The organism is Secundilactobacillus kimchicus JCM 15530 (genome assembly GCF_001433995.1).
GTDB classification, from domain to species: Bacteria; Bacillota; Bacilli; order Lactobacillales; family Lactobacillaceae; genus Secundilactobacillus; species Secundilactobacillus kimchicus.
The window spans coordinates 28,593-54,286 of the sequence record NZ_AZCX01000012.1 but is presented as its reverse complement, the minus strand read 5'-3'; the positions used below and the strand labels follow the sequence as shown (position 1 = coordinate 54,286).

Annotated in this window: 26 protein-coding genes and 1 tRNA gene; 18 read left to right on the top strand and 9 right to left on the bottom strand. The window is 48.4% G+C overall.

The genetic code is table 11. The features are described from left to right. Window positions 1-143: 143 nt before the first annotated feature. The 4 genes from FC96_RS11345 (at window position 144) to FC96_RS11330 (ending at window position 7,066) form a co-directional block, all read left to right on the top strand. Window positions 144-2,090, top strand: coding sequence for an ABC transporter ATP-binding protein/permease (locus tag FC96_RS11345; protein ID WP_056943080.1), 1,947 nt, complete (start codon window positions 144-146; stop codon window positions 2,088-2,090). Window positions 2,091-2,649: 559 nt separating this feature from the next. Beyond that, window positions 2,650-5,652, top strand: a complete 3,003-nt coding sequence (locus FC96_RS11340) for an MBG domain-containing protein (protein ID WP_056943079.1) — start codon at window positions 2,650-2,652, stop codon at window positions 5,650-5,652. A gap of 543 nt (window positions 5,653-6,195) precedes the next feature. Then, window positions 6,196-6,621: a MarR family winged helix-turn-helix transcriptional regulator gene (locus tag FC96_RS11335; RefSeq protein WP_056943078.1), complete on the top strand. Its 426-nt coding sequence runs from the start codon at window positions 6,196-6,198 to the stop codon at window positions 6,619-6,621. 10 nt (window positions 6,622-6,631) lie between these two features. Then, window positions 6,632-7,066 carry a GNAT family N-acetyltransferase gene (locus FC96_RS11330; protein ID WP_054661201.1) on the top strand — a complete coding sequence of 145 codons (435 nt, stop codon included), beginning with the start codon at window positions 6,632-6,634 and terminating at the stop codon, window positions 7,064-7,066. A 56-nt stretch (window positions 7,067-7,122) separates the two neighbouring features. Here FC96_RS11330 and FC96_RS11325 read toward each other — a convergent pair whose 3' ends face one another. After that, on the bottom strand, window positions 7,123-8,064 hold the full coding sequence (locus FC96_RS11325; RefSeq protein WP_054661202.1) for an L-lactate dehydrogenase: 942 nt from the start codon (window positions 8,062-8,064) through the stop codon (window positions 7,123-7,125). Between the two features lie 146 nt (window positions 8,065-8,210). Here FC96_RS11325 and FC96_RS11320 point away from each other — a divergent pair, with 146 nt between their 5' ends. Next, window positions 8,211-8,645, top strand: coding sequence for a GNAT family N-acetyltransferase (locus FC96_RS11320; RefSeq protein WP_054661203.1), 435 nt, complete (start codon window positions 8,211-8,213; stop codon window positions 8,643-8,645). 77 nt (window positions 8,646-8,722) lie between these two features. Here the strand turns inward: FC96_RS11320 and FC96_RS11315 are convergent. The 4 genes from FC96_RS11315 to FC96_RS11305 all read right to left on the bottom strand — a co-directional run bounded on the left by FC96_RS11315 (window position 8,723) and on the right by FC96_RS11305 (window position 10,428). Continuing rightward, a tRNA-His gene (locus FC96_RS11315) sits at window positions 8,723-8,797 on the bottom strand. Between the two features lie 61 nt (window positions 8,798-8,858). Beyond that, on the bottom strand, window positions 8,859-9,125 hold the full coding sequence (locus tag FC96_RS11310) for an AbrB/MazE/SpoVT family DNA-binding domain-containing protein (RefSeq protein ID WP_056943077.1): 267 nt from the start codon (window positions 9,123-9,125) through the stop codon (window positions 8,859-8,861). A 399-nt stretch (window positions 9,126-9,524) separates the two neighbouring features. Next, window positions 9,525-9,698, bottom strand: a complete 174-nt coding sequence (locus FC96_RS12960; protein WP_156403228.1) for a hypothetical protein — start codon at window positions 9,696-9,698, stop codon at window positions 9,525-9,527. A gap of 169 nt (window positions 9,699-9,867) precedes the next feature. After that, complete coding sequence (locus FC96_RS11305) at window positions 9,868-10,428, bottom strand: hypothetical protein (protein ID WP_056943076.1); 561 nt, start codon at window positions 10,426-10,428, stop codon at window positions 9,868-9,870. A 185-nt stretch (window positions 10,429-10,613) separates the two neighbouring features. Here FC96_RS11305 and FC96_RS11300 point away from each other — a divergent pair, with 185 nt between their 5' ends. The 6 genes from FC96_RS11300 to FC96_RS11280 all read left to right on the top strand — a co-directional run bounded on the left by FC96_RS11300 (window position 10,614) and on the right by FC96_RS11280 (window position 14,462). Further along, window positions 10,614-10,820 carry a DUF1659 domain-containing protein gene (locus tag FC96_RS11300; RefSeq protein ID WP_056943075.1) on the top strand — a complete coding sequence of 69 codons (207 nt, stop codon included), beginning with the start codon at window positions 10,614-10,616 and terminating at the stop codon, window positions 10,818-10,820. A 23-nt stretch (window positions 10,821-10,843) separates the two neighbouring features. Continuing rightward, window positions 10,844-11,068, top strand: coding sequence for a DUF2922 domain-containing protein (locus FC96_RS11295; RefSeq protein ID WP_054661206.1), 225 nt, complete (start codon window positions 10,844-10,846; stop codon window positions 11,066-11,068). A 52-nt stretch (window positions 11,069-11,120) separates the two neighbouring features. Continuing rightward, the gene (locus tag FC96_RS13245; RefSeq protein ID WP_268872582.1) at window positions 11,121-11,246 is read left to right on the top strand and encodes a hypothetical protein; all 126 of its coding nucleotides are present in this window, start codon (window positions 11,121-11,123) and stop codon (window positions 11,244-11,246) included. Window positions 11,247-11,587: 341 nt separating this feature from the next. Further along, window positions 11,588-12,514 (top strand): FAD:protein FMN transferase, encoded by a 927-nt coding sequence (locus tag FC96_RS11290; protein WP_056943074.1) that lies wholly within the window; start codon window positions 11,588-11,590, stop codon window positions 12,512-12,514. A 38-nt stretch (window positions 12,515-12,552) separates the two neighbouring features. Next, window positions 12,553-13,161, top strand: a complete 609-nt coding sequence (locus tag FC96_RS11285; protein ID WP_055679608.1) for an NADPH-dependent FMN reductase — start codon at window positions 12,553-12,555, stop codon at window positions 13,159-13,161. A gap of 14 nt (window positions 13,162-13,175) precedes the next feature. Further along, the gene (locus FC96_RS11280; RefSeq protein WP_054661207.1) at window positions 13,176-14,462 is read left to right on the top strand and encodes an NAD(P)H-dependent oxidoreductase; all 1,287 of its coding nucleotides are present in this window, start codon (window positions 13,176-13,178) and stop codon (window positions 14,460-14,462) included. 77 nt (window positions 14,463-14,539) lie between these two features. Here the strand turns inward: FC96_RS11280 and FC96_RS11275 are convergent, their stop codons facing one another. Next, window positions 14,540-15,577, bottom strand: coding sequence for a zinc-dependent alcohol dehydrogenase family protein (locus FC96_RS11275; protein ID WP_156403227.1), 1,038 nt, complete (start codon window positions 15,575-15,577; stop codon window positions 14,540-14,542). Window positions 15,578-15,756: 179 nt separating this feature from the next. On the opposite strand from FC96_RS11275, the gene FC96_RS11270 reads away from it, so the two are divergent. Beyond that, window positions 15,757-16,401, top strand: coding sequence for a hypothetical protein (locus tag FC96_RS11270; RefSeq protein ID WP_056943072.1), 645 nt, complete (start codon window positions 15,757-15,759; stop codon window positions 16,399-16,401). A gap of 1,309 nt (window positions 16,402-17,710) precedes the next feature. Here the strand turns inward: FC96_RS11270 and FC96_RS11265 are convergent. Next, window positions 17,711-18,235 carry a PadR family transcriptional regulator gene (locus FC96_RS11265; RefSeq protein ID WP_056943071.1) on the bottom strand — a complete coding sequence of 175 codons (525 nt, stop codon included), beginning with the start codon at window positions 18,233-18,235 and terminating at the stop codon, window positions 17,711-17,713. 97 nt (window positions 18,236-18,332) lie between these two features. Between FC96_RS11265 and FC96_RS11260 the strand changes: the two genes are divergently transcribed. Continuing rightward, window positions 18,333-18,869, top strand: coding sequence for a phenolic acid decarboxylase (locus FC96_RS11260; RefSeq protein WP_056943070.1), 537 nt, complete (start codon window positions 18,333-18,335; stop codon window positions 18,867-18,869). Window positions 18,870-19,053: 184 nt separating this feature from the next. On the opposite strand, the gene FC96_RS11255 is transcribed toward FC96_RS11260, so the two are convergent. Continuing rightward, window positions 19,054-19,461, bottom strand: a complete 408-nt coding sequence (locus FC96_RS11255) for a hypothetical protein (protein ID WP_056943069.1) — start codon at window positions 19,459-19,461, stop codon at window positions 19,054-19,056. A 151-nt stretch (window positions 19,462-19,612) separates the two neighbouring features. On the opposite strand from FC96_RS11255, the gene FC96_RS11250 reads away from it, so the two are divergent. After that, a complete protein-coding gene (locus FC96_RS11250) occupies window positions 19,613-20,455 on the top strand; it encodes a hypothetical protein (RefSeq protein ID WP_056943068.1) in 843 nt (280 codons plus the stop codon). A gap of 84 nt (window positions 20,456-20,539) precedes the next feature. Next, window positions 20,540-21,379, top strand: a complete 840-nt coding sequence (locus FC96_RS11245; RefSeq protein ID WP_054661214.1) for a TMEM175 family protein — start codon at window positions 20,540-20,542, stop codon at window positions 21,377-21,379. A 310-nt stretch (window positions 21,380-21,689) separates the two neighbouring features. On the opposite strand, the gene FC96_RS11240 is transcribed toward FC96_RS11245, so the two are convergent. Next, window positions 21,690-22,589, bottom strand: coding sequence for a LysR family transcriptional regulator (locus FC96_RS11240; protein WP_056943067.1), 900 nt, complete (start codon window positions 22,587-22,589; stop codon window positions 21,690-21,692). 115 nt (window positions 22,590-22,704) lie between these two features. Here FC96_RS11240 and FC96_RS11235 point away from each other — a divergent pair, with 115 nt between their 5' ends. The 3 genes from FC96_RS11235 (at window position 22,705) to FC96_RS11225 (ending at window position 25,694) form a co-directional block, all read left to right on the top strand. Continuing rightward, window positions 22,705-23,916 (top strand): aminotransferase-like domain-containing protein, encoded by a 1,212-nt coding sequence (locus FC96_RS11235; RefSeq protein WP_056943091.1) that lies wholly within the window; start codon window positions 22,705-22,707, stop codon window positions 23,914-23,916. Window positions 23,917-24,027: 111 nt separating this feature from the next. Further along, window positions 24,028-24,234 (top strand): hypothetical protein, encoded by a 207-nt coding sequence (locus FC96_RS11230; protein ID WP_054661215.1) that lies wholly within the window; start codon window positions 24,028-24,030, stop codon window positions 24,232-24,234. 338 nt (window positions 24,235-24,572) lie between these two features. After that, complete coding sequence (locus tag FC96_RS11225; protein ID WP_056943066.1) at window positions 24,573-25,694, top strand: LCP family protein; 1,122 nt, start codon at window positions 24,573-24,575, stop codon at window positions 25,692-25,694.

Genomic DNA, 25,694 nt, shown 5'->3' with positions numbered 1-25,694 from the left:
TTGCGTAACCGCGTCGCTAGCCAGGTAGACCCGTAACGCAACATTACACTTTCCTAACTTTTCTGGGATTCTGTTGCATTGGCCTATTTATTAATTTATATTTAATTGGACTGGATTTTTGAATGCGACTAGGAGGGTGACGGATGAGTTTTCTCGAGCTACGGGATATCCGAAAGGCGTACCACGTCAATAAGGAGACCTTTCCCGTACTGAAAGGCATCAACCTCGAGTTTAATCGCGGGGAATTTGTGTCGATTCTTGGTGAGTCGGGGGGCGGCAAGACGACACTGATGAACATCATCGGTGGTTTAGATGATGACTATGAGGGAGAAGTGTTGTTAGACGGCAAGTCGCTGCGAAACAACACTGAAAAGGAGTGGGACGCCTATCGCCGTGAGACGATTGGATTTGTCTTTCAGAGTTTTAATTTAATTAGTCATTTAAGTATATTAGATAACGTATTGGTCTCGTTGGAAATGACGACGTTGAGTCGGCAGGAACAAGTTGAGCGGGCTAAGACCCTGTTGAAGGTCGTGGGGCTGAGTGGTCACGAGGACAAGTTCCCCAATCAGCTCTCGGGTGGTCAAAAGCAGCGGGTGGCCATCGCTCGGGCATTAGCGCCGGATCCGGAGATCATCATTGCCGATGAGCCAACGGGCGCCTTAGACGCGCAAAATACGCTGGAAATCTTGGCGTTGCTTGATGAAATTGCTAAGGACGACAAGTTGGTGATTACCGTCACCCATTCGCAGGAAGTGGCCGATCACGGCACGCGGATCGTGCATATGGAAAACGGTGTGATCGATGATGAGATTCAGGTCCAACCATCGTATCGAACGAGCGATAAGACGGCTAAACCGTCGACCAAAGCATTAAGTCTCTGGGACTTGGTCAAAATGTCGCTCAAACATATGCAGTATAACCTGAGGCGAAACGTGTTAATCGTCTTTGGCGCGTCCATTGGGATCTTTTCGGTGATCATGATGTTGGGCCTTGGTGAAGGTATCACGGGCTATATTAACCACCAGATTTATTCTCAGGTCAATCCGATGTCGATTCAGGTGGCTCAAAATACGAAGCATACGGATCCCAACAGTCGGGAAATGACCAAGGCGGACGTGAACCGGCTGAAACAGCTGGACCACGTTGAAAGTGTCGAAACCGGCTATCTCGGCGGGAGCGGCACGTTTCATTATAAGGGCGATAACGTCAATGTTTCCCGGTTCCAGAGTACCAACAGCACGGTTTTGCCCAAGAGTATCAAGTGGGGGCATTTTCCTAAGGACGGCGAAATGGCCATTAACATAGCGCTCGCCAAGCACTACTATGCCAAGGACCCTAAGAAAATTATTGGTCAAACGGTGACGTTCTTTATCCCAACGATGAACAATAAGCATCAGCCGGTTTCGTTACACAAGAAGGTCAAGATTTCCGGGGTGTTGGGTGACGAAAGCGGCGTGATTCTGACCTATAAGACGATTCAAGACTTCTTTAAGACCAAAAATATGACGGTCAAGCCTAACTTCGCGACGGTTAACATCAGTAGCTTCGCCTTCGTGAAGGGGGTTCAAAAGAAAATAAACGCCATTAAGGACCCGATTCCGGATAGTTCGCGGGAAACGGATTCACGTTACCAGATTACGGGGGCCGGTGCCTTAGTCGATACGCTGAACACCTACTTGGAACTGGCAATCTGGGTTTTGGCGGGTGTCTCGGCCATCTCATTGCTGGTTTCAGCAATTATGATCATTGTGGTGCTGTATATCAGTGTGACGGAACGAACGAAGGAAATTGGCATTTTGCGGGCGCTGGGTGTTCAACGGCGCAACATTCGGACGCTGTTCATTTCCGAAGCGTTTTTCCTTGGCTTGTTCTCGAGCATATGGGCCACCATCTTCTCCTATGTGGCGTCGGTGATTATTAACCACATTTCACTGGCGACGTCGGTGGATTACGCTATCATTGATATCCACGTGCTTTACGTGTTATTTGGAACCCTGATTTCAATCTTAATTGCCTTATTTGCGGCACAATCACCGTCTCGACGGGCAGCTAAGCTGGATCCAATTGAAGCGTTGGCGTACGAATAGTTAAGAATCAGAATAACCATTAAATGACCAAAGGCCAGAACTATGACGATAGTGCTGGTCTTTTTATTTTTTAATTTTCAACATATTCCGGCTACACTTAGCAATGGAAACCATATCCAATTGTCAGTGCTTATGGGGGGCTGATTGAGTCTTAAATTAGGAGGCGTCGTGCGATGTAACAAGCCAAATTGGCTATCTTCATTAACAAAGTTCAACACCGTCGTTTAGTTACTTACAAAACGAATTCGGAAATGCTACCTTATCCTTAAGTTAAAAAGTCACATTAGTGGGCTGTTGTTAACGAATTTAGTTAGCGCAGATGACCATGGTTGTGATTTTGAGATACATTAACGATTGATGGGGGAGTAAGTGTTAGCTTGAACTTGGTAAGACAAGCTGAATACTAGAAAGGGTTCTTTAATTGAATGCGTTTGTGCGACTAAGTGCCAAATCGCCCTTTGGGGAAGGGGTAGTGCACCATTGGGCGCACAATGAAAATGATGGTTGAACCAGACCAATGGCCATTTTCAAGCATGGGAGTTGTTCGGGAGGTAGGACTATGATTAATGGCAAAAATTCAAAGTTAACAATGGTAATGGCTGAAGAAAAGCGGCATTACAAAATGTATAAACGGGGCAAGACATGGGTCATCGTGGGGATGTCCCTGTTCTTTACAGCGGCTTTTGGGGCCGCCACGACGCAAACGGCCAAGGCTGATACGGCGGTTACTGATACGGCACAGGTGGCGGCTTCCAGTGTTGCGACGACCACGTCGAGTCAACCAGCCGGCGCTACTAGTAGTGCCACTGGCAATTCGGCAGCACCGGCTGCTAGTGACAATCAGCCATTAAGTGTGGCAACTGACGCCAGTGCGGCACCAGCAAAGGTTAGCAGTGCGGTGGCAGCCTCGGGTAATGAATCTGCTCAAAGTGCCAGTGATGGGACTCAATCGGTCGCACCTGCGAGTTCAAGAGTTTCTCAACCAGCATCATTAGCTGAGAAGCGGACGACTCGGGTCGCACCGGTCGCCTATAAAATGGCGGTTGCGGCATCAGCGGCTCAGGTTAAATCAGAAGATGATGCAGCAACAAGCCGGACGACTAACGGTACCCCAGTGAAAGAAATGACGACCACGTTTGAAAGTAATGGAAGTAACGTGAAGTTAAAGGGGGGGCAATTACAGATTGCCCTTCAAATTGATACTGGGGCTACTGGGGTCGCACTTAATGCGGGCGACAAAGTTGTCTTGACGGTTGATCCTAAGGGTTGGGATTATGACAATACAGACGATGGTAACAATGCAAACTTTGACATAAGCAGGGACAAGACGGCCGGAACAATCACATTGACAGCTAAGAATAACGTTAAAGATTTGACTAATACCACATTGACGATTGAATCAAGAGCGCTGACAACTGAAAATCAGTCGACGAGCGAAACTTACGATGTTAAGGTCAATTATTATAACGCAGGGACTAAAACACCGATTTCGCTGACCCCTTCTAATGGGGGGCTCACGTACGTGGTTCAACCGGCAGAAAAGTCTGATCCAACTACAGTGTTGGGTTCTTACCTGTCTGGACTGAGTGTTGATGCTCCGTATCAGGTACCTAAAACCGACAATTATCGTCGCAACCAACTGTCTCAAGCCAGTGATGGCACATATAATTTTATATTTGAAGAACCTGTTATGTCCGGCATGGCTGTCGTTCAAGTTCCTGAAAAGAGCAGTGATCAGCCGGATAGCTACCAGTATACCGTGACGTCAGATCACGAATTCTTAACAGACGCGAGCGGTAATCTTGCTTATGAAATTCATAATGGCGGCGACGTTGTGACGGATACAGCTAAAGGGTCCTATTCAATCGCGATGGCAAGCGACCATAAGAGTTTCACCGTCAGTGTATCAAAGCCGGATGACTTTCATTCTGCTCTAGTTCTGACCTACTACGTTAAAAATCCAGACGTTCAAAGCAAGGTGAATTTAACTGGTCAGTTAAATGCGATTAAGGATGACGAAAGCATTAAAAGAGAAACGGCTGACCACGCAACCTTCAAGTATCTGATGCCAGCTAATCCAGGATACATGCCAGTTCTTACAACGACACCTATTGATGGCATCTATCAAGATTCCAATTTGACTGATGGGAAGATTATTGATGCTGGGATTGCTGATGCCTATGTCAACCAGGCAACGGGTAGTCCAATTAATCTAAAGGGTAACGTGACAATTTCCTCAATCATAGAAGAATCAACCCAGCAAACGATACCGGCTGGTAATCTTAAGGCAGGCCAAACGTATAAGGTCACTTATCGGTTAGCCGATCCCAAGAGTGGTAATACGGTTACTGCAACTGGTGAAATCAAGGTTGGGACGTTTACGACTCAAAATGTGATTTACCACACAGGAGACAACAAACCAACGTTACTATCTTTGGTCCAGAGTGGTGATTCATTTGGCCATCAAATTACAGTTAATGAATTGAGTGGGACCATTAGTGATTCAATTTTTAATAAATCCGGCGTTTATACAGTTCCCGTCACTTATCACGGTGAGACCAAGAATGCCACGATTACGGTTATCGCTGCCGATGCAATCAAAACGCCGACTGGGACCCACGTTTACGATGGTCAAACGACGGCCAGCCAGGTGCCCGTGACAGCCACGGTTGATGATAAAACCAGCGTAGCTCTGACTTACGGGACCGATTACACATTCGTGAATCCCGACGACGCGAAGAACGTCAACGTAGGGACGTATCAAGTGAAGCTGACTGCTGATGGCAAGCAGGCCATTCAAAAAGCCATTGGCAACAGCGGCATTAATTTTGGTGACGGTCTGGGTCGAGTGACGATTACCCCAGCTACCGTGACCATTACGGGACCAAAGGTGGCCAAGGAGTATGATGGCAAACCATATTCTGGGGAATTAAAGGCCACCATTACGGGACTGCCAACTAGTGGTTCACCGGTTAATTACACGTTGACGGATGTGAGCGGGGAGGTGAACCCTGGCACGTACACGATTGGGGTGAACGTCGCGGATGGTGGCAATCCAAACTACCGGATTGTGACGGTTCCGGGTCAGTTGACCATTACTGAAAAGTCGGGTCCAACCGATCCAACTGATCCAACTGATCCAACGAGACCAACAAATCCAACAGGACCGACCAACCCGACTGATCCAACGGCGCCGACGACTCCCGAGGATCCAACGCAACCGGGACGGCAGGAGGAGCAGACACCCCTAACGCCTGAACCAAAACCAATCACTGAGAAAAAACATGAAACGCCGGGTAAAACGGGGCAATCTCCTCGCCATCAGCAATCCATTGATCAACAAAAGTTGACGCGGCACGCAAAATTAGTGACGGTGACAACGGTTAAAACAAAGGCGGGTCAATCATCAACGCCAGCGGGCACAACTAAGGCCAAGACGTTACCACAGACCGGCGATGACGTTAACCAGCAAACCACGTTGATGGGAGCGGCTTTATTGGGGATCATCAGCTTACTTGGCCTCGTTGGAATTGGGCGAAAGAAGCGCGATGAATTAAAGTAATGAACAGATTGTACGGAATTTAAAAAGTGTTTGAATTCGATGAAAGGATATGCTATTCTTTTGTCAGATACTTTTCACTGGGTGAATTTAAATACTTGTCTATGGATAGTTGGGTGCCATGAGTGGGGGCTCGGAATTCCGACCTCTGTTTGGTATGACAAGAATCTAGACCGTCTTTCGAGAGGGTCGCAAGAACGGTTGAAGTTATCGACGTGAAGAGTGGTTGATAACGGACGCTACTTCTTTCTTTAGGTGGATTCTCCCCAGAGTCGCCTAAGTGTTTTTTAACGTCAGTTAGCGGAGCATATGCCGCTGATTGGTGTCGCTCTTCACAGTAGTTCATTTATATTACTCACCTAGTAATATGAGACTCATCGCATTGAGTAAAACTCACTCTCCATGTAACTAGTCACTACATGGGCAATATCCAATTTGATTGTCCGATGCTTCCCCAGCGTCGGGCAATTTTTATTGGCATATAGTTGACAAAAGCTACTATATATTCTAATCTGAGTCTATTCTTGAACACGAGGAAGTGATCGTTTGGAGCAGGACCAAATAACGACAATTCGGCAGTTTAACCGGGAATATGTTCAGCTGCTGGGAGTCTTGGATCGGCGGGTTTTTGATACTGAACTGCCATTTCCAGAGGCTCGAATTTTGCTCATGATTTTTGAACAACAATCGATTCGGCCGATTGATGTGGCGGCAGCCTTGAGTGTTGACAAAGGATATGTGAGTCGCTTGATTCGGCAGCTTGAGGCAAAGCAATTTGTAAAAAAAGTGCCGTCTGCTCAGGATGGTCGGAGCAAGTTATTGCAATTGACGTCAGCTGGCGTTGCGTTGGCCCAACAGATTGATGCCGACTCAAACGCCCAAATTACCCAGTTATTTGATCCGCTAACAGTTGAAGATAAGAAAGCAGCTCTTCAAGCGATTAAAACGTTACAGCAACTGTTATTAAAATGAGGTGAAGCAAGTGTGGCAAGTTAAATCGTTTCAGGAATTGGATGCAGCGACATTGTTTGAGATCTACAAATTACGAACCCGGGTTTTTGTTGTGGCCCAACATCGCGTTTATCAGGAAGTTGATGATGTTGATTGGCATGCCCGCCATGTTTTCTTACAGGACAGTCAGGGGGCCGTCTTAGCCTACGCTCGGGTTTATCGTGAGGCCGACATCGTGAGCTTTGGCCGCGTCGTTGTCGCTCCAGAGGCACGTGGTACTGGGCTCGGAATTGAGCTGGTCCAGCACGTATTGGCCGTCATTAACTCGGACTTTAAGGGTCTGCCAATTGAGATTGAGGCCCAGGTTCAAGTGGAATCCTTTTACAAGCGGCTGGGATTCACCAGCGTGGGCGCGCCATTCGCGTTTGAGTCAACACCGCATATTCGAATGCAGCACGCAAATTAACCTTAATCGTCAAAAATCCCGTACTCGCAATGAAGTGAGTACGGGATTTGTTTGATTTAAGCGGTTGCCGTTTGAGCAACGGCTGGCAATGTTTCGAATTTTTCACGAATGAAGCCAGCTGATTCGGCTAACTTTTCTTGTTCTTCAGCGGTGATTGGCAAGCGGAGTTCTTCAACGACACCGGATTTTCCAATGATGGCCGGGTGGCCCACGTACGTGTTGTACTTGTCAGAATAGCACGAGCAAGGACAAGCAAGGTTGGCGTCGTCAAGCACGGCACGGCTCAGCTTAACCGCACAGGTTGCGATGGCGTAGCTGGTGTATCCCTTGCCGAAGTGAACGGCCCAACCGCCGCCACGGGCTTGCTGTTCAAGATCCTCAAGGTCGATGTGGCGTTCATCGGCGAGTTGTTCGATTGGTAAGCCGTTTACCGAGACGGTTGACCATGCGACAAACTGGGATTCCCCGTGCTCCCCAAGGGTGTAGCCGGACACGTTTTTGGGGTCAACATTGAAGTTTTCGCCGACTACTTTTTGCATGCGGGCAGTGTCCAGGAAGGTTCCCGTTCCGAGGACCTGATTCTTGGGCAACCCAGTGGCTTGTTGCAGGTAGTAGGTAATGCAATCGCAAGGGTTCATGACATCAATGATGACGCCGTTAAAGCCGGACGCCTTGATTTTAGGGGCGATGTCTTGCACAATTTCACGGGTGTATTCGAATTCGGCCCAGCGATTCCCACTGGCGTGATCTAACGCGTGGATGTTACCTGAGGTGATGAATAAAATATCAGCATCGGTAATGTCATCGTAGTTGTTGATCTTAATCGTGGTATGGGAGTCGAGACGGGCTTGCGTGTCTTGCAAATCGAGTTGTTCAGCTCGGGCCTTTTTCTCATTTTTATCAATCAGAATCAGCTCGTCAGCAATACCTTGACAAACCAGTGTATAAGCGACGGTCGCACCAACGTGGCCGACACCGATAATAGCATATTTTCTCATAAAAAAGACCTTCTTCTATGTATTTTCTAATCATTCTTTAACGATACTAACCTAACAAAATTCTGGGACGCTGTCAACCGGCCACGTCGAATTGGGCGGTTGCATGTTATAATGACGGCAATTAATAGAAGGTGGGTGACATCTTTATGGTAGAAGTTGTTGTGGGACGCCAAAAGTGGAATCGAGGCGCGGCTTTGGCTATCCGTCAAATGGTCTTTGTGACCGAACGGGGTATTGCGCGGGAAGCCGAATTTGACGATAAGGATACGGATGAGACCATTTACGCGGTCGTTTACGAAGATACTGCGCACCCTGTTGCGACGGCCCGGTATGAGGCGATTGATCACCAGACGGTACGGCCTGGTCGGGTAGCAACGGTCGCCACAGCTCGCTATCACGGCTACGGCGCCCAGGCGTTGTTAGCGCTGGAAGCGTACGCCCGACAGCAGGGGCTCACGATGGCCGTTATCCACGGTGAGTTGGATGCGGTGCCGTTTTACGAACGATTAGGGTATCACGCAACGGGAAAAGTTTTCGAAGAAGATGATGTGCCGGTTCAAGAACTCCGAAAGAACCTATGAACGAAATGACAAAAAACGCCCAACCTCATTCATTACAAGGTTGGGCGTTTATGGTCGCATGACCTGTTGTTCGGTAGGGCGGTATGTGGGACTCGAACCCACGCGTGCCGGAACCACAATCCGGTGTGTTAACCAAACTTCACCAATACCGCCATCATTAACAGCAACAACAATTATAGCACAGTTTTTGCCTGAGTTGCCGTTAAATCCTGATTATTTTGAAGAAACATCGTCGGGCTCGTCATTATTCTTGATGAATTTAAGGGCCCGTTCATATTCGTTGAGTGTTTCTGAGAACGGATCCCAGAATTTTTTAGCGGCTTCGTCGTCCACTTTACGCACTTCAAAGCCTGAGGCTGTTGGAATGAGGTCAACTTCGTCGGAATCAGAAAGCTTGAGTTGGTCAAGAAATTCTTGCGGTAGCTGGAGCACGATGTGACCGTCTGCATCTTTTTGTAGCTTGATCGTTTTGGCGTCCATGTGAGGTCCCTCCCTTTGTCCCGTGAATCTACGAAATTTGATAAGTAGATTATAACCCGAAATGAGTCAAAGAGGTCAATTTCTGCGAAAACTTCGGAAAATGTTTTGAAATCACGAGGGGACGGTTGTTCGAAATTTTAAAAAATCGGCCGACTTTCAAGGTGGAATAGTCCTGCAAAATAGGCGGTTCCGCGGATGAGTTATAGGCTGGTTATTTCTATTTGGTGGGCTTTTGTGGTTGAGACAAGTGGCCAAACACCGGTGGGTCAAAATGGCGGGACCCAGGCTGTTTGGAGCGCCAACGTAATCAGTGGGGTAGTGCGTAACCGAATTTGATCAAATAAAAAACGGCCTGATCAACAGGCCGTTTCGAGCTCGAACGATGTTTTGGATAGGAAATTAGGCGCCGACTTGGTGTCGCGCAATAATCTTCCAGCCGTCCAACATCTTATCGCTATTAACGTAGCGTTCGACCACCCACTTGGGGCGTTTAGTAATCTGAGCAGCTGTTTGTAAGCTGCTCGTCCGGTGAATGAGGTGTTCCTCAGGTTTCGTTAAAATATAGCGAACCATCATTATTCCTCCTTTACACAACGCAGTGAGTCCAAACAGAAGTGATCCGGATTGCGTACATCATAGCACGATTTCGGTTATTTGGTTAGTCTTTTGCATTTCCGGATAACGGACAGAAAAATAAAAAGTCGGGGGTCCTCTAAATTACGAAAGTCCCCCGACTTTTACCCTATTTTGATTCAGTTTTTTTGGTTGCGGCCCGCTTAGTGGTCGTCTTCTTCGCTGCATTCGCCTTAGCAGCGGTTTTCTTAGCTGGTGCTTTTTTGGCACTAGCCTTGGCGGTCGTGGCGGCTTTCTTAGCCGTTGCCGTCTTCTTGGTCGTGGCCGTTGCCTTTGCCGAAGTTGTGTTCGGCTTAGCCTTGGCACTTGTCGATTTCTTGCGAGTAGTTGCTTTCTTCGTGGCTGACTTTGTTGCGGTCGGCTTTTTCGTAGCAGCTTTCTTCTTTGCTGGTGATTTAGTGGCCGTTAGCGCATTGCGGTACTTATCAACATCGATGGTGATAATGTTGACGTACTGGCCAGGTTCGAGCTCGATCTCACCGGGGCCACTCGGTACGGGTAACGTTCCTAAATTCATGAGTGCCTTTGCGGCTGCCTCGGCAGCGCGGTCAATGGCGTCGCCAGCGCCTAGTCCAATAACCTTGACCCCTGGAATATCAGGGAAAGTGACCTGAACTTGATTCAGCATCAGACTTGAATCAAAGACAGCTGGATATACGACTCGTTCCAACTTAAGTTCCTCCTACTCCTAAAAACAATTGATGAATCACTTTTTCTATTCTACCGAACTTTCTCCCAAAAATACAGCTTATTTCGGAAAAGGATGGTTGACACTTTTAGATCTTCGCTTGTTTGTAAGAGTGTAGGGCGTTGGCCAACAACTTACGAACTAATAAAACTAAAGGAGTTTACCCCATGAACAATCTCTGGAAAAAGACCACTTTAACCGTTATTTTGCACGACGAAATCAGCGACAAACCCGTTAAGAAGAGCTATGGCAACGTCATTCAAGGCTTCAGCACAGACGCCGTTGACACGTTTGCCCAGGGCTTAGCAACCTTGACTGGCTTAACGCTGGATCATGTTGAAGCAACAAACGTTTCTACAATGGCGGAAATCTAATTTAATTCGAGGAGGAACTGACGATGAACAAGCAAGTCTTACAATTGCGTTTTAAAGATATCAATGGCAAGCAACACACGATTTCAATTACAAACCCGAAGGCGGGTCTGACCGAGTCAACGGTGAAGAAGGTGATGGAAGACATCGCGGCTTCTGGCCTCTTCGTCAAAGACGGTGTCGCGCTTTATGCCACCATCGATGGTGCGTCATACGTTGATACGACCACCACGAAGGTCTTCGAAGCTTAATCATCCCCGCCCCCGGATCATTTCGATAACTTCTCACGGTGGGGGCGATAGGTTGCAAGTTTCAACGACTCAATTGCTGATGGCAGCGGCGACATTGGTCGCAGCCATTCAGTTGAACAATCCAACACTGGTTCTGGTGGCACTGAGCCTCTGGAACCTGACAAATCGGCCCCAATGATGACGGCCGAAAAAGGACATTCCCGAAAATGAACGGGGGTGTCCTTTTTGTTTGTGAAATAAAATGATTAATAGGAGGGGAGGCTTTGATGGTAATGGGATAGTCGTCTATATGAGATTTTCACATGACCATATTCCTGTTTACATAGCCTTGTTATCGCTTACAAAGAGTTGGTGTTACTCGCTTTATAACAATTTAAAAAGTTCAAATACAATAAAAATATATGAAGGAGAGAACTAACTAGTGATATTTCAAACAAAATGGCGTATAATAATGGCAACTTAAGGCGGCCGAAAGAGGTCGTACTAAGACCTACTCTATAATCGTTAGGATGAACAATTATGCAGACTGCTTCAAGGGTCCTGCACCTAATGGGGACTGTCATCACGATTCAAATCGATGCGATAGAGCCGAGTCCCATTTTAGATGAGGTTGAGCGCCGCTTGCGGTCTTATGAACACCGATTTAGCGCGAATTCGGCTGATTCTGAACTGATGCAAGTGACCCATAATGCGGGCGTCCAGCCGTTCGTCGTCGACCCTGAACTGTATCGACTGATCAAGATTGGCCAGCAGGCTAGCGCGGTGCGCGAAGATAATTTAAACATCGCCATCGGCCCGTTAGTCCAGACGTGGCGCATTGGCTTTAACGACGCTAAGGTGCCAACACCAGCCGAGATTAAGACGGCCTTAGCCCTGATTGACCCAGCCAACATCCGGCTTGATGATGCGGCTCACAGTGTGTACTTAACGAAGCCAGGGATGGCCATTGATTTAGGGGCGCTCGCTAAGGGGTATTTTGCGGACCTCATTCGCGATTATCTGGGGGCCCAGGGAGTTAAAACGGCCCTCATTAACCTCGGTGGTAACGTGGTGGTCATGGGGCCAAACGCCAAGCACGCAGACGGCGACTGGCGGGTTGGCTTGCAGGACCCAGTTAAGCCGCGAGGTCAGTTCAAGTTGGTGCTGAAGTTGCAGAATAAGTCGGTTGTGACGTCGGGAATTTACGAGCGACAGCTAACGGCTGACGGGCACACCTACCACCATATTTTGGATACACGGACCGGTTATCCGGTCGACACCGACGTGGTTAGTCTCACCATCGTGTCGGACAGTTCGTTAGACGGCGAACTGTGGACGACCCGGTTGTTTGGTCAACCACGCAACCGCATTATGGCCAAGGTGGCCACGATGGCAGGCATTGACGCTATTGTCATCACGGCAGATGGGCGGTTAGTCACCACTTTGCCGAAGTCGTATTTTGGCTAAAAATTTAACTGTTGGGGGATCACAAGATGAGCAAAGAAATGAAGAAGTTTGTTGCACTGGTTGGGACCAACACGAAAGACGCCACCAACCGGAAGTTATTGCAGTTTATGAAACAACATTTTGCCGGCCAGGCCGACATTGAATTGATGGAAATTACCGGTTTACCAATGTTTGATAAACCGCAAGACATGCACGTACCAGACCGAGCTCAGGCGATGGCAAAAGAAATCGATGCGGCTGACGGCGTCATTATTAGCACGCCAGAGTACGATCATGCGGTGCCCGCTATTTTAATGAACGCGATTGAGTGGCTCTCGTTTGGCATTCATCCGTTTGCAGACAAGCCAGTGATGATTATTGGGGCGTCGTTTGGGTCCCTGGGAACGTCGCGGGCCCAAGAACACCTGCGGCAAATGATGGACGCACCAGAGGTTCACGCCCGCATTATGCCAAGCTCCGAATATTTGGTGGGGCAATCACTAAAAATCTTTGACGACGAAGGCAAATTAAACGATACTGAAAAAGTAGCACAACTAGAAGCACTATTTGCGGATTTTCAGCAATTTGTGAACATTTCCAAAGAGTTGTGGCACTCCACTCAGGTGGACAAAGAATTGCTAGATAATCGCAACAATATCAAGGCCTAAAGGAGTAGATAAACATGAAATTAGTCGGGATTGCAGGCACCGTTGAAGAGGTTTCTTACAACAAAAAGTTATTACAATTTATGGCGAACCACTTTAGTAGCCAAGTTGACATTGATATTTTGCCCATTGAAGGCATTCCGATGTTCGACCAAGACAACGACCAGACCGAAACGCAGGCCGTTCAGTATTTGAACCGTAAGATCAAGGCGGCTGACGGGGTGATTATCGCCACGCCAGAACATAACCACACCATTACAGCAGCGCTTAAGAGCGTTATCGAATGGTTATCTTACCGGGTTCACCCATTTGAAGACAAACCGGTGATGATCGTGGGGGCTTCGTACTACGATCAAGGGTCATCGCGGGCTCAGTTGAATTTACGACAAATTCTGGAGGCCCCTGGTGTGAATGCCGTTGTGATGCCCGGCAACGAATTCTTGCTGGCCAACGTCAAAGAAGCCTTTGACGCTAACGGTAACCTGAAAGATGGCAAGACCGTCGACTTTTTAGCAACGACGCTCTTGAAGTTCACCAAGTTCGTTAAAGTGATCAACACGATGAACGACGTCCCAGTTCAAACGGATGGGGCTGCTGAAGAAGAGGACTTAATGGCTCAACACCCCGTCAAAACGACGGTTAAAGACGTGGACATGGAAGCTGACGACTGGGTAGAACAAGCGGCTAAGAAAACCAACGCCGTTGACGGTGACACCTACGTGAAGTTGGACCGCGGGTTGTTGACGGTCAACCAATTGAACTACTTTTTGAACACCGTGCCGCTTGAACTGACGTATGCTGATGACAACAACCAGTTCATTTACTACAACCGTGGCCAAGCCAAGGGCAAGATGTTGGCACCAAGAAAACCCGGCCAAACTGGGGATCCACTCCAAAAGGTGCACCCTGACCGGGCTGTTCGGGGCGTTAAAAAGGTGATTCATGCCCTTCGGACTGGTACCGACTACGTGATGACGCCAGTGCCAGGTTGGACCGCAGATAAGGCCATTATTCACTATTACAAGGCCATGCATGACGAAAACGGCAATTACGCAGGTGTCAACGAGTCAGTCTTTGATGTGATGCCCGTTGTGAAGTGGTACTTAAAGAAGAGCGGCCAGTTACTGATGCCAGATCCAAATGCCAAGACGGATGCTGGCGCTAGCGCTTCTGTTGATGATAGTGCAAGTGCTGGCGGTTCTGATACGGGGGCCAGTGCGTCCGTTGATAATGATTCAGCTAGCACGCCCGCACCAGCACCTGATATGAGTGCGGATGCCGGGGCCGGCGCTTCTGAAAGCTAATTAGCTAATTAAAAGAACCAAAAAAGGGAATATCCTGAACCGGTTATCGAGACCGGTTTAGGATATTCCCTTTTTGGCTAGTTAGATTCACCAATTCGAAGAACACAAGCGCCACGAATATCGCCCTTTTTGACGTACCGAAGTGCTGCTAATGCATCTGAAAAGGCGTATTCGGTAATCTCGGGATGGATATCCAGCCGATCCGCCAGTTTCAGGAAGGTCTCCCCGTCGTGACGGGTGTTACTTTCAACACTCGTCAGATTCTTTTCGTGAAAAATGGCGTCCTGGTAGTTTAGACTCGGAATGTCACTGACGTGAATGCCAGCAAGGGCGAGGGTCCCACCCGGTTTGAGGCCAGCCAGAGCAGTGGGAACAATCTCACCAACTGGCGCGAATGAGATGGCAGAATCTAGCGGTACGGGTGGAAGGTCGTAGGCGCCACGGGCGGACGTTGCACCTAGTTCAAGGGCGAATTGACGAGCGTCCTTTCCCCGGGTGAGCACGTGGACTTCCATGCCTTGATCCAATGCAATTTGAGCGGTGATATGAGCGGAACCGCCAAAGCCATATAGTCCCAGGCGACCGCCTTCTGGGACGTTGGCGCGTTCATAGGCCCGATAGCCGATAATGCCAGCGCATAGGAGGGGGGCAGCGGTCAGTGAATCAAACCGTGCCGGGATGCGGTAGGCAAAAGCTTCGTGAGCGGTGACGTACTCGGCATAGCCGCCATCGTGGTCCCAGCCGGTATAACGTGAGTTGGGACAGAGATTCTCCTGACCTGACCGGCAGTAGCTGCAGACCCCGCAGGTCCAACGAAGCCATGGGACCCCGATTCGGTCACCAAGTTTGAACCGACTGGCTTCCGGCCCCAGTTTGACGACTTCACCGACGATTTCATGCCCCGGTGTGACGTGGTCATGGTGGACGGGCAAGTCGCCTTCGGAAACGTGCAGGTCAGTGTGACAGACACCACAGGCAAGAATTCGAACGAGCACTTCGCCCCGACCGGGTTGCGGTACGGGCTTAGTCACCATGTGCAGGGGTGCCGGATTCGTTTCGATTGGGCCCGGAGTCGTCACCTCCCAAGCCTTCATTTTAGTAGGAATTGTGGTCATTTTGATCGCCTCAATCTTCATTGTGCAATTTTTCATTTACCATCTTCATTCTAGTCAGTTTGGGATGCCGATTCAATTAAAAGGGGTCGGTCGGTAAATTTGCACTTTTCTAGCCAAGGGGGCGGGTTGCTCGTTACAATGGTCTTAAGGATAGCAGAGCCAGGAAAGGAGCGATTCCCATGATGAACCGATCCATCGATGAGTCGAAGTTGCCAAAAACGCCGATTTATTCGTTTTCGGTTAGTGACGCCGAATTGGCCAAAGTGATTGCAGATGAGCTGAGAGTGCCGATGTTTCAAGACGTCCGAATCACGGGGGAGCAGGGGCGCGAAGGCGAAACGATCCAGCTTCGGGTGGTCGTTGAACCACAACACTTCAGTGATGAATTTCAGTGGTTTATGGGGGATAAGTTGTTGAACCGCCAGAGTCATCCGGTCTTGAACTTAGTCGCGGTCCCATATGCGTTAGACGGTGTCTTGTTCAGCTGTCAGGTGGCGAGACATGGGCCCAGTGGGGCGATGTATGCGACGGTGAGCACTGAATTGAAAGTTGACGTTAGAAAGCCGGCCATTTTGAGTTCAATTCCGCCACAACAAGTCCAGTGCGGCGACGTGGTTCGCTTATCGGCCGCCGGCACCAACGTCTATGATGAGCGGTATCAGTGGTTTTTCAACGATCAACCGTTAGCGGGGGAAACCCGGCCACGGCTGGTGGTGCGGGCCGGTGATGTTAATCAAAGTGGCCGGTATGCCTTGGAAGTTATGCGGGAAGGACAACCAATCTGGAGTGAAATTGAGCTCACAGTTCACAAGTGTGGCCAATGAAGTGGTCTATATGAACCGTTATTGCCGAATTTTTGAAAATTTTTCAAACAAAAAGAATAACTTTAATAGCTTTAGTCGGAATTTCGGGTTACAATTGTACATGGTTATGGAATTACGATTCTGTAGCTCAATTTTTCATTGCGTACTGGAATATTTCCCCTGTATGTTATATTTCAGTAAGTCCCCAAACATGTGGAGAGCGAAGTGGTTTCCACTTCACTCTTTTTTCATCAAGCAGCTAACCTGTGTCAGAATTGGAGATAGTTCTATTTTTATGACAAAAGCAGAAAGGTCGCTTAACCGAGTGACAAGGACACCGCAAGGTCATGACGAACTGGGGGAAGTTCAGTTGCGATTTGAACTGGTCACAACTAACTTTACACAAAACACAGGGTCGTGAGAATCGCTCAACTACTAGGGGATGTTGAGGGATTCTTTTTTTGTAGAGTGCGAGCCAAGGCGGTTAGACCGCAGAATGTAAGAGCGATTGGTAGAAGCTCCTAGGCGTGGAGGTTTTACCAATCGCTCTTACATGGCCGCGGTCTGCCTTGGGGAGCACGTTTCGGCTACGTAACCGAGTAAAGCTGGTGGTTGCCATCTCCGATGGCCGCTGTCAGGGTGCTGTGGGGACCAGTCCGAGCCTGAGGGGCGGTCTCGAACCTCGCATTGAAGCCCCGTTTCACGGGTCTCCAATAGCGTCCCAGGCTGTAAGCGCTAAAGCGCCAACAGCCTTGTCACTGCACCCTAACAGCGCCCATCTCCGATTCCTTATACATAACAAACAGCCGGTTTTGCTTCAACGAAATTGGTCTCACGTGGATGACACGTACTGAAGTAACGAACTTCTGGGAATGTCGCTGACTTGTACTTGATTCCTTGAACGCTGGGGTGATTGAGGCTGCAGTGATTAACTAACGGTTGGCTCAGTCCAGCTTAGTCTTGGCGTAGGTTGACGCTGTTGTTTTTTAGCAATTCTTAGCGGGGTTGCAATCTCTATCATGAAAAACTAGCATAAGGTTCTAAAAAACGCCTGACCCACATTTGCTGGGTTTGGCGTTTTGCCATTACTTGCCGAGTGCCGGTCGGCAGCGATTTCCTGTTAGTTTAGTGCGTACAAAAGCCGGCGCGCCTCACTTCTCGGTAAGGGGGGCGCGGAAGGTCTACAACATCGTTGGGGATTTCTCGAAATTGCCAGAAGAAGTCATCGGTGAATTTGACTACATCTGGCAGGACCACATCACGAACTGGCGCCAAATGAAGTAATGAGAAAGCGCGTCCTTAGGCTGATTAATCGGCTCAGGGCGCGCTTTTAAATTTCGCCTAGCCAGGCAACGTAATCCCGTTCACGCAAGATGGCATGGCGGAGGAGCTGATAGTGACCGTAGCTTTGCGTCTGTTGCTGAGTGGTAGGGAACTTGTCAGCCAGTTGGGCGTTCAGGTTGTCGAGTTTAGCTTGATGAAGGGCCAACTGTTCGGTGACCATGACGCGCAATAAGTCAGCGTGCTGGTCCTTAACGAAGTAGAGTTTTAATAGAAATTCATCGTGGGCGTTATCAAGGGGGGAGGGTTCTTGTAGCCAGCGGAAAAATTCCTGTTGACCGGTATCGGTGACGCTGTAGCGCTTTTTAACGAGTTTTTCGCCCACCTGCACCTGATCGTGTTGAAGGAGGCCAGCAGTTTCCATTCGGTTTAATAACGGGTAAATTTGGCTGTGATTGGCCGACCAAAATTCGCCAATGTCAGAGTCAAACGACTTGGTTAAGTCGTAACCTGTTTGAGGGCGGTCGATAAGGAGTCCAAGAATAATGTATTTTAACCGATTTTTTTGTGCCACAGTCTAAATTCCCCCTTGATTTGTCGTTAAGATGAGTTTACCATAGCTGTGTTGTTTAAAACATGTAATTAATTACATAATATTAGGAGGAACTCAAATGACTGAAAAAACGTTTAAGACCTTAGATGACTTCTTAGGCACCCATTTTATCTACACTTACGATAACGGTTGGGAATACGAATGGTACGCTAAAAATGACCACACGGTTGACTACCGCATTCACGGCGGCATGGTTGCCGGTCGGTGGGTGAAGGACCAGAAAGCCAACATTGTGATGTTGACGGAAGGCATCTACAAGGTTGCTTGGACGGAACCAACGGGAACGGACGTTGCCTTGGACTTTGTCCCGAACGAAAAGAAGCTGAACGGGACGATTTTCTTCCCAAAGTGGGTGCAAGACCATCCAGAAATCACGGTGACCTTCCAAAATGAGCACATTGAGTTAATGGAAGAATCCCGTGAAAAGTACGACACCTACCCGAAGCTGGTGGTTCCAGAATTCGCCAAGATTACTTATGTGGGTGAAGCGGGTCAAAACAACGACGACGTGATCAGCGAAGCACCGTATGAAGGAATGCCGAATGATATTCGGAATGGTCAATATTTTGATGCAGACTACCGTCGCGTCAAGTAGGCCATGAATTCACTTACTGAGGGTGACGGCTTTGCCAGGTCACAATCACATCAGTTAATCGACAACAACCCGCAACGGGCCGAAATACCCCCTACTCGTCCCACCCCCATACCCCTAAATCCCGTTGTGGGTAACGTTTCTTTACTAAAAATGGTCACTGAAATTTGATTTCAGTGACCATTTTTTAAACGCGGGGTGTTCGGTAAGCCGATTTTGAACAAACCGTGAGTCCGTCGTGAACGAAGCTGTTGATAATAATCACCCAAACGGGAATGTCGTAGTTGTCATCGAAATGGAAGAAGAAAACATAGCCGATGATGACCAGACTGGCTAGTACCGTTACTGTAATGGCAATTCGAGGATGAATCACGGAACGATTACTAGGGTCGTAGCTAGGGTGATTTTTCATGAACGGTCGCTTTAACCAGAGCGTACTAGCGCCCCAGAGTGCGAACTCAATCAGCAGAATGGTAAGGGTCAACTGGTCAAAGTCCCAGTAAAAAAATAGAACGCTCATGCTCACGAGCACAATGCTGAGTTCAATATTTCTAAAAATAGCATAACGCCAATCGAAGTTGTTCATTTTGGTCACTTGGCTACCTTTCACGAAGAGCTTAGCAAATTGCTGGCGCTAGGTCAACGAGCGCCACTAAGCTGAAACTTAATATGACAATTCACTAAAATTGTTTATTCGATAGACGCAAACCGATATAATGGCTAAAGAGATTAGAGGAGGCGTCAAAATGAAACAATGGATGAAAGCAGTTTTACTAACTGTTGCAGTCGTTGGAACAGGACTGGTTGCCGCAACGCAACCTGCCGATGCAGCTAGCAAGTATACGATTGTCAAACAACACTGGTACGTCGGTAACAAGGGCCACGTCGTTCAGCCGAAGACCCGCCATCAATCAGCTTGGTTATGGAACATGAATCATACAAAAGTGAAGTCGCACTTTAACTTAAAGGACTACCCGAACCGGACTTTCAATGTCCGTGCCGCTGTTCAATATAAGACGGCAACCGGCCGAAGGACGGGAATTTACTACTATATTTCAAGCATTGACTCTGGCAAGGCCGTTTCGGGAATGGTTAGCCGGAACTACGTCAAAAAAGGCGTGAACCCGTATTCTGGTGATGTCATGTTGGACGCATTTTCAACTGATGCTGAATATACCAACTACTTGAAGCATTCGCCGTATATGAAGTTAGCCAAAAACACGCTAAAGCTGTTCCCCAACACGCCGGTGAGTCTGGAATTGAGTAAAATTGCCCGGGCTAAGTATGGTGCTTATGAAAAATCGAAATACTTGACTGGTCGCAGTGATACTGAAGTTGACACCAGTGCCTACAAGTCCATTGACGACTTTAAGGATCTGGCCGCTGACTTACTCGCCAACAATGCCAAGTCTGATACGACTAAACTATCGTTGATTAACAAGGACCTTGTCAAAGCGGGTTACACTTCCAGCAAGTTTAATAGCCTGTCGAATCAACAGTTAGGCATTGATTTTACCAACAACACCAAATTTGGTCAATCCCACGCCCGGTTAGCGTCCGGATATGCTCTGGTTCTGGGTCAAAAGTAACCCCTTCATTAGAAGCCTTAAATTGGGCTTCTTTTTTTGTCAAAAAGAGTAGCATGTGAATCAGAAATAATAGGAGCGTTAACGATGAATAAACTGAAAGAGCGACTTGATGCGTTTTCAGACGCTGTCATTGCCATTGTGATCACAATTATGGTCCTCGAGTTACCGTTACCAGAGCATGACTCCTGGACGGAATACTTGCAATTTGGGAAAGGGATTGGCATTTTCTTTATTAGCTTTGTGTTCGTTGCCAATGTCTGGTACCAGCATTCGATGTTGTATAACGCCGCCGAGACGATTACGGAGCGAATCTTCATCTGGGAATTCATTTTCATGGCGTTTTTATGCTTAGTGCCAATTTTTACAAAATTGATGACCTCCGACACCAACCGGCACACCGTGATGGCTTATGGTATCCTGACCATGATCGTCAGCTTGTTGTTGATGATCGTGACGAACCTGGTATTACGCCAAAAATATAAAGACAAAGCTCAGATGCGTAAAGTTTTTCGACTGGTGTATGGGTCGCATAATAACTATCAAGGGGCGGCAGGTGTTGCTGTGCTGGTCTTGGCCTATTTTCAACCAGAATGGGCCGTCTATTGGTACTTAGCCCTTCCGGTGATTTCGTTTGTCTTTAACCGCCAAGATTACGCGGATTTTGAACAAGTGACTAGTTTGTCAAACGAAGCGCAGCAAGACGTCTTGGCCTTGTCTAGCCACGACTTACGTGAATTTCGGAAAAAGCAACGTGAGATTAGTCAAAAGTACGCGCAGCAGCGACATGAAAATCCGAACTGGCGACAAGAGTTGGCCGCTGAGCTGGGAGAACTGGTGAAGGCAAATCCAGAAATCGCACAGCAAAATCAGACCCACCACCGTGACCATCAACAAGAACGCGGCCGTCACCAATCGCACCATTAGCCTATTGAATCAAACACTTTGACCGTTGTGTACCGACTTTTAAAAATCGGCTTAAACCACATTCTGATTCGTGGGTAGTGAGCTATAATTAAGGTGTCATCAATTGACAAACAAGTTTCTCAAGTCAATAGTTGGTACCATTTGGACCCTCACTGGCCCGAACGTGGCGTGAAAGAGCCTCCCCCGGTTCCACGTGACACGGACCTGTGCTGAAATGGCGCCTAACGATACTCCGAATTGATAAGACGACTTCCTGAAATAAAAAAGTCCCAGCCACTGGTAATCTACCGTGAGCTGGGACTTTTTGTATCTAATCCAGCCTTAAAACGGCGGACGGATACTGCTGGGTTACGAAGGCTTGAATCTCCGAAATCATGTGGCGGGTGGACGGCGCCTTGGCCTGAACGCTGGACGTTACGAGGCCGAGGGACCGGTAAAAGGGGGCGTCAAAGGGGTAAATGGCCACGTCACCGGTCATTTTTTCAAGAGCCAGCTTCGGCAGGATGCCAAAGCCTAACCCGGCTTCGACCATGGCGATGATGGATTGATCATCGATCGAGAACTGAATGGCGTTCGGGGCGATGTTGTAGTGGTCCAAAGCCGCCTTGGTATCGCGGTCATAGTCACCAGGCTGCAGGATGAAGCTCTTGTCAGCCATATCCGCTTGCGTCACGGTCTGACCATTAGCCGGGGTGAATTCGCGCGGGGCAATACAGTATATTTCATCCTTGACGAGGTCGTTAACGATCAGGTTTTCGCTAATGGGTAAAGCGACAAAGCCGATGTCGAGGGTGCCGTTTTTTACTTCTTGAACGATGCGGTTGAACCCGCCCTGAGCGACCGAGATATTGACGTCGGGGTAGGACTTGTGAAACGTGCGGATAATGGGGGGGAGCCAGTTAATACAGACGGATGAGAAGGCCCCGATTCGGATAGCACCAGTAGTCAGGCCCTGAATATTGGCAGCTTCTTGTTCCAGTCGGGATTCGGAATTTAAAATGTCTTGAATAATTGGCAAAATCTGCTGGCCGTTCGGGGTCAGGGTGGCCCCTGAGCGTGATCGTTGGAAAACTGGGAAGCCAAGGGCGGACTCGAGTTGGTTAACGGAATGGCTGATGGCGGAGGGGGTCACGTTTAACGATAAGGCGGCCTTATAAAAAGTGCCTTCGGCCACGACGGTTGAGAAGACTTGATAGGCGAATGGTAACATGCGTGCTGACTCCTTTGTTGAAATAAATTCATTTAAGCTTGAATAAGTTGCGATTTACTAATTTTAAAAGACAGTATATCATAGCTGAAAAGACTTAAGAAGAGGTGTTGGGATGATGGATCAAAAGTTATTTGCTAATCGGGTACAATCAGAAGTAGCGTCTCGCTTGCAGGGATTATTCCCGCAGATGCCATACGACGACGCGATTACCTTTACGGCGGGTTCGCCAGCGGAAAACTTATTCCCAAAGGCGGCGATGCAACAAGCGTACTTGGATGCCATCGCCGCTGAAGGGGCCCATACATTCCAGTACCACACGGTTCAAGGCCCGGTTGAGTTGCGGGAGCGACTAGCGGACCGGGCAATGAAGCGTCACCAGATTCAAGACATCGATGCGGATAACGTGATGTTGACGGCCGGCGGTCAGCAGGGAATTGACCTAGTGGCGAAGCTGATGTTAAACCGCGGGGATGCCATCGTGGTGGAAGCCCCGACCTACGTGGGTGCACTGAGTGCTTTTGACATGTACGAGCCGACCTACTATGAGGTCCCGCTTGAAGCCGACGGGATGGCGGTTGACCAGCTTGAAGACCTGTTGAAGCAGCATCCAGAAATCAAGTTAATTTACACGGTGGCCGACTTCCACAACCCTGGTGGTGTGACCATGTCGCTGGCCAAGCGGCGGCGGTTGGTGGAACTGGCCAACCAGTACAACGTGATGATTCTAGAAGACACGCCGTACCGGGATTTGCGGTATGTTGGTGAGTCCTTGCCGACCATCAAGTCGTTTGATACCGAAGGCCGCGTCATTTTCCTGTCGAGCTTTTCAAAAATTCTGATGCCGACGCTGCGCACGGGTTGGTTGGTTGCTGACCAGTCAATCTTGACTCAGTTGTACAAGCTCAAGGAAGCCAACGACTTAGAAGTCCCTAATATCACGGCAAGTGCCATCAATCAATTCATGGCCAAAAACGACCTCGACGTCCACATTGCGGGGCTGACCAGCGAGTACGCGGTGCGCCAACAGGCAATGGTCCAAGCAATCAAGGACGAGTTGCCGGACGGGGTGACGGCCACAGCGCCAGAAGGTGGGTTCTTTACTTGGCTTACGTTACCCGAAACCATTGATACAACGGCACTGCTGTATGATATTTGCACCCCTCAGGCCCACATTGCCTATGTGCCGTCGAAGAATTTCTACGCCTACAAAAACCACTCAAATGGGATGCGCCTGAACTTCACCGGCCTGACACCGGAGCAGATTCAAGACGGGATGCACCGATTGGGCACGGTATTAACGGCGGCAATGACTGTGACGACGAATTAGTCTGGATTGGATAAGAGATGGATTAGCTTTTTGGTAGCAGTTTCTTCAATCTGTTCCCGTTGAAACAATGGCCTTAGTAAGTTAAAATGGTAGCACAGGAAGGGCGATAACATGGCAGCTAATAGTCCATTTGTTCTGAGCTCTTTTATGAAGGGCGCAGCCAGAATTTTAGACATTGGTTCGACACAACGGAAAAGGCAGCAAACGTTTATCAAAACCGATGCGGATGCAATGCGTCAAGACTGGGTTACAGTTGGCAAAGAATTAGACGGTGCAATGGTGGATTATGACTCAAAATTCAAACAAGCAAAGCGGTAAATCACACGAAGTTAATGATGGTGTGTTCGTGTACGGCACTAGAATAGCCAATAAAGAAGATAAGTAGTCAAAGGTCGTTCATTTTATATCATGAACGGCTTTTTCGATTATGGTGCTTCACTGACTTTTATATTGGCATGGTGTCTGATTGATTTTGCTTGATGAGAAGCGAAAAACTAACAACGACAGCGACGAAATCGTCAATTAAGCATAGAAAAATTTAAATGTTCTCTAAAGACTCTTGCGAAAAAATAGAAATTTGAGCAAAAGTTAGGTTTAACGGGGGTAGTTGGGATAGAATGGTATAAGTTTAGTAAAGTTGCTTGGAGGAAAGATAGATGAAAGACGAGTTGCCAACTCGCACAGATCGTCATAAAAAACCCGAAAAGCATGGTAAGCGCGGATCGCGGATTCGCTTGATTATCATGGCCGTCATCGTTTTAATCCTGATTGGCGGTGGTGTTTTTGCGGCACAGACGTATGGTAAGTTAAAACACAACTTCTCAAAATCTTACTCGGGAGTGGGGTCAACGACCCAGACAACCGTTAAGGCCGGTCAACCCATTAGCGTGTTGCTGATGGGCACCGATACCGGGGCCTTGGGCCGAAAGGACAAAGGCCGCACGGATACCATGATCGTCGTCACCATTAATCCGAAGTCGAATAAGACCACGATGGTCAGCATTCCACGGGACACGATGGTGAACTTGCGCTCGGGGCAAAATTCCAACGCGGGGGTTGAGAAAATCAACGCGGCCTACACCGTTGACGGTGCTGGCGGAGCGATCAAAACGGTCGAAAACCTGATTAACGTCCCGATTAACTACTATGCCATCATGAACATGGGTGGCCTAGAAAAAATCGTGGATGCAATTGGCGGGATTGATGTGACCGTACCGTTCTCGTGGTCGGATTCCCACACTCACATGTCCTTTACCAAGGGTAAGGCCCACTTAAACGGAAAGCGCGCCTTGGGATTTGCGCGGATGCGGTATGAAGATCCCCAGGGAGATTACGGTCGGCAAAAGCGCCAACAGCAAGTGATCACGGCCATTGCTAAGAAAGTGTTAGCTTCCAAGTCACCATCGGAATACGAGAAACTGATGAGCTTGGTGGCTGACAACTTACGGACCAACCTGACCTTTGATGATTTGGTGGGCTTAGCGGCCCACGATAATGAAGCAATTCAGAACTTGAAGAAGAGTTCGCTGCAGGGGACCGGAGCCTACATCGGCGATGAGGCGTTCCAAGTGACTTCGACGAAGGAACTTAACCGGGTTTCAGCACTGTTGCGCGGCCAATTAGGCCTAAAAAAAGTAACACTTAATAACTTTAATACCCGCCAAAACAAGCAAAACGTTGCGGCTGGGTTTGATTTCTCGGACGGTTACAACCCGACTTATAACTTGTATGGTGGGGCTTCCGTTGGCGCTTCAGGCCAGTCTAAGACAGCTCAATAG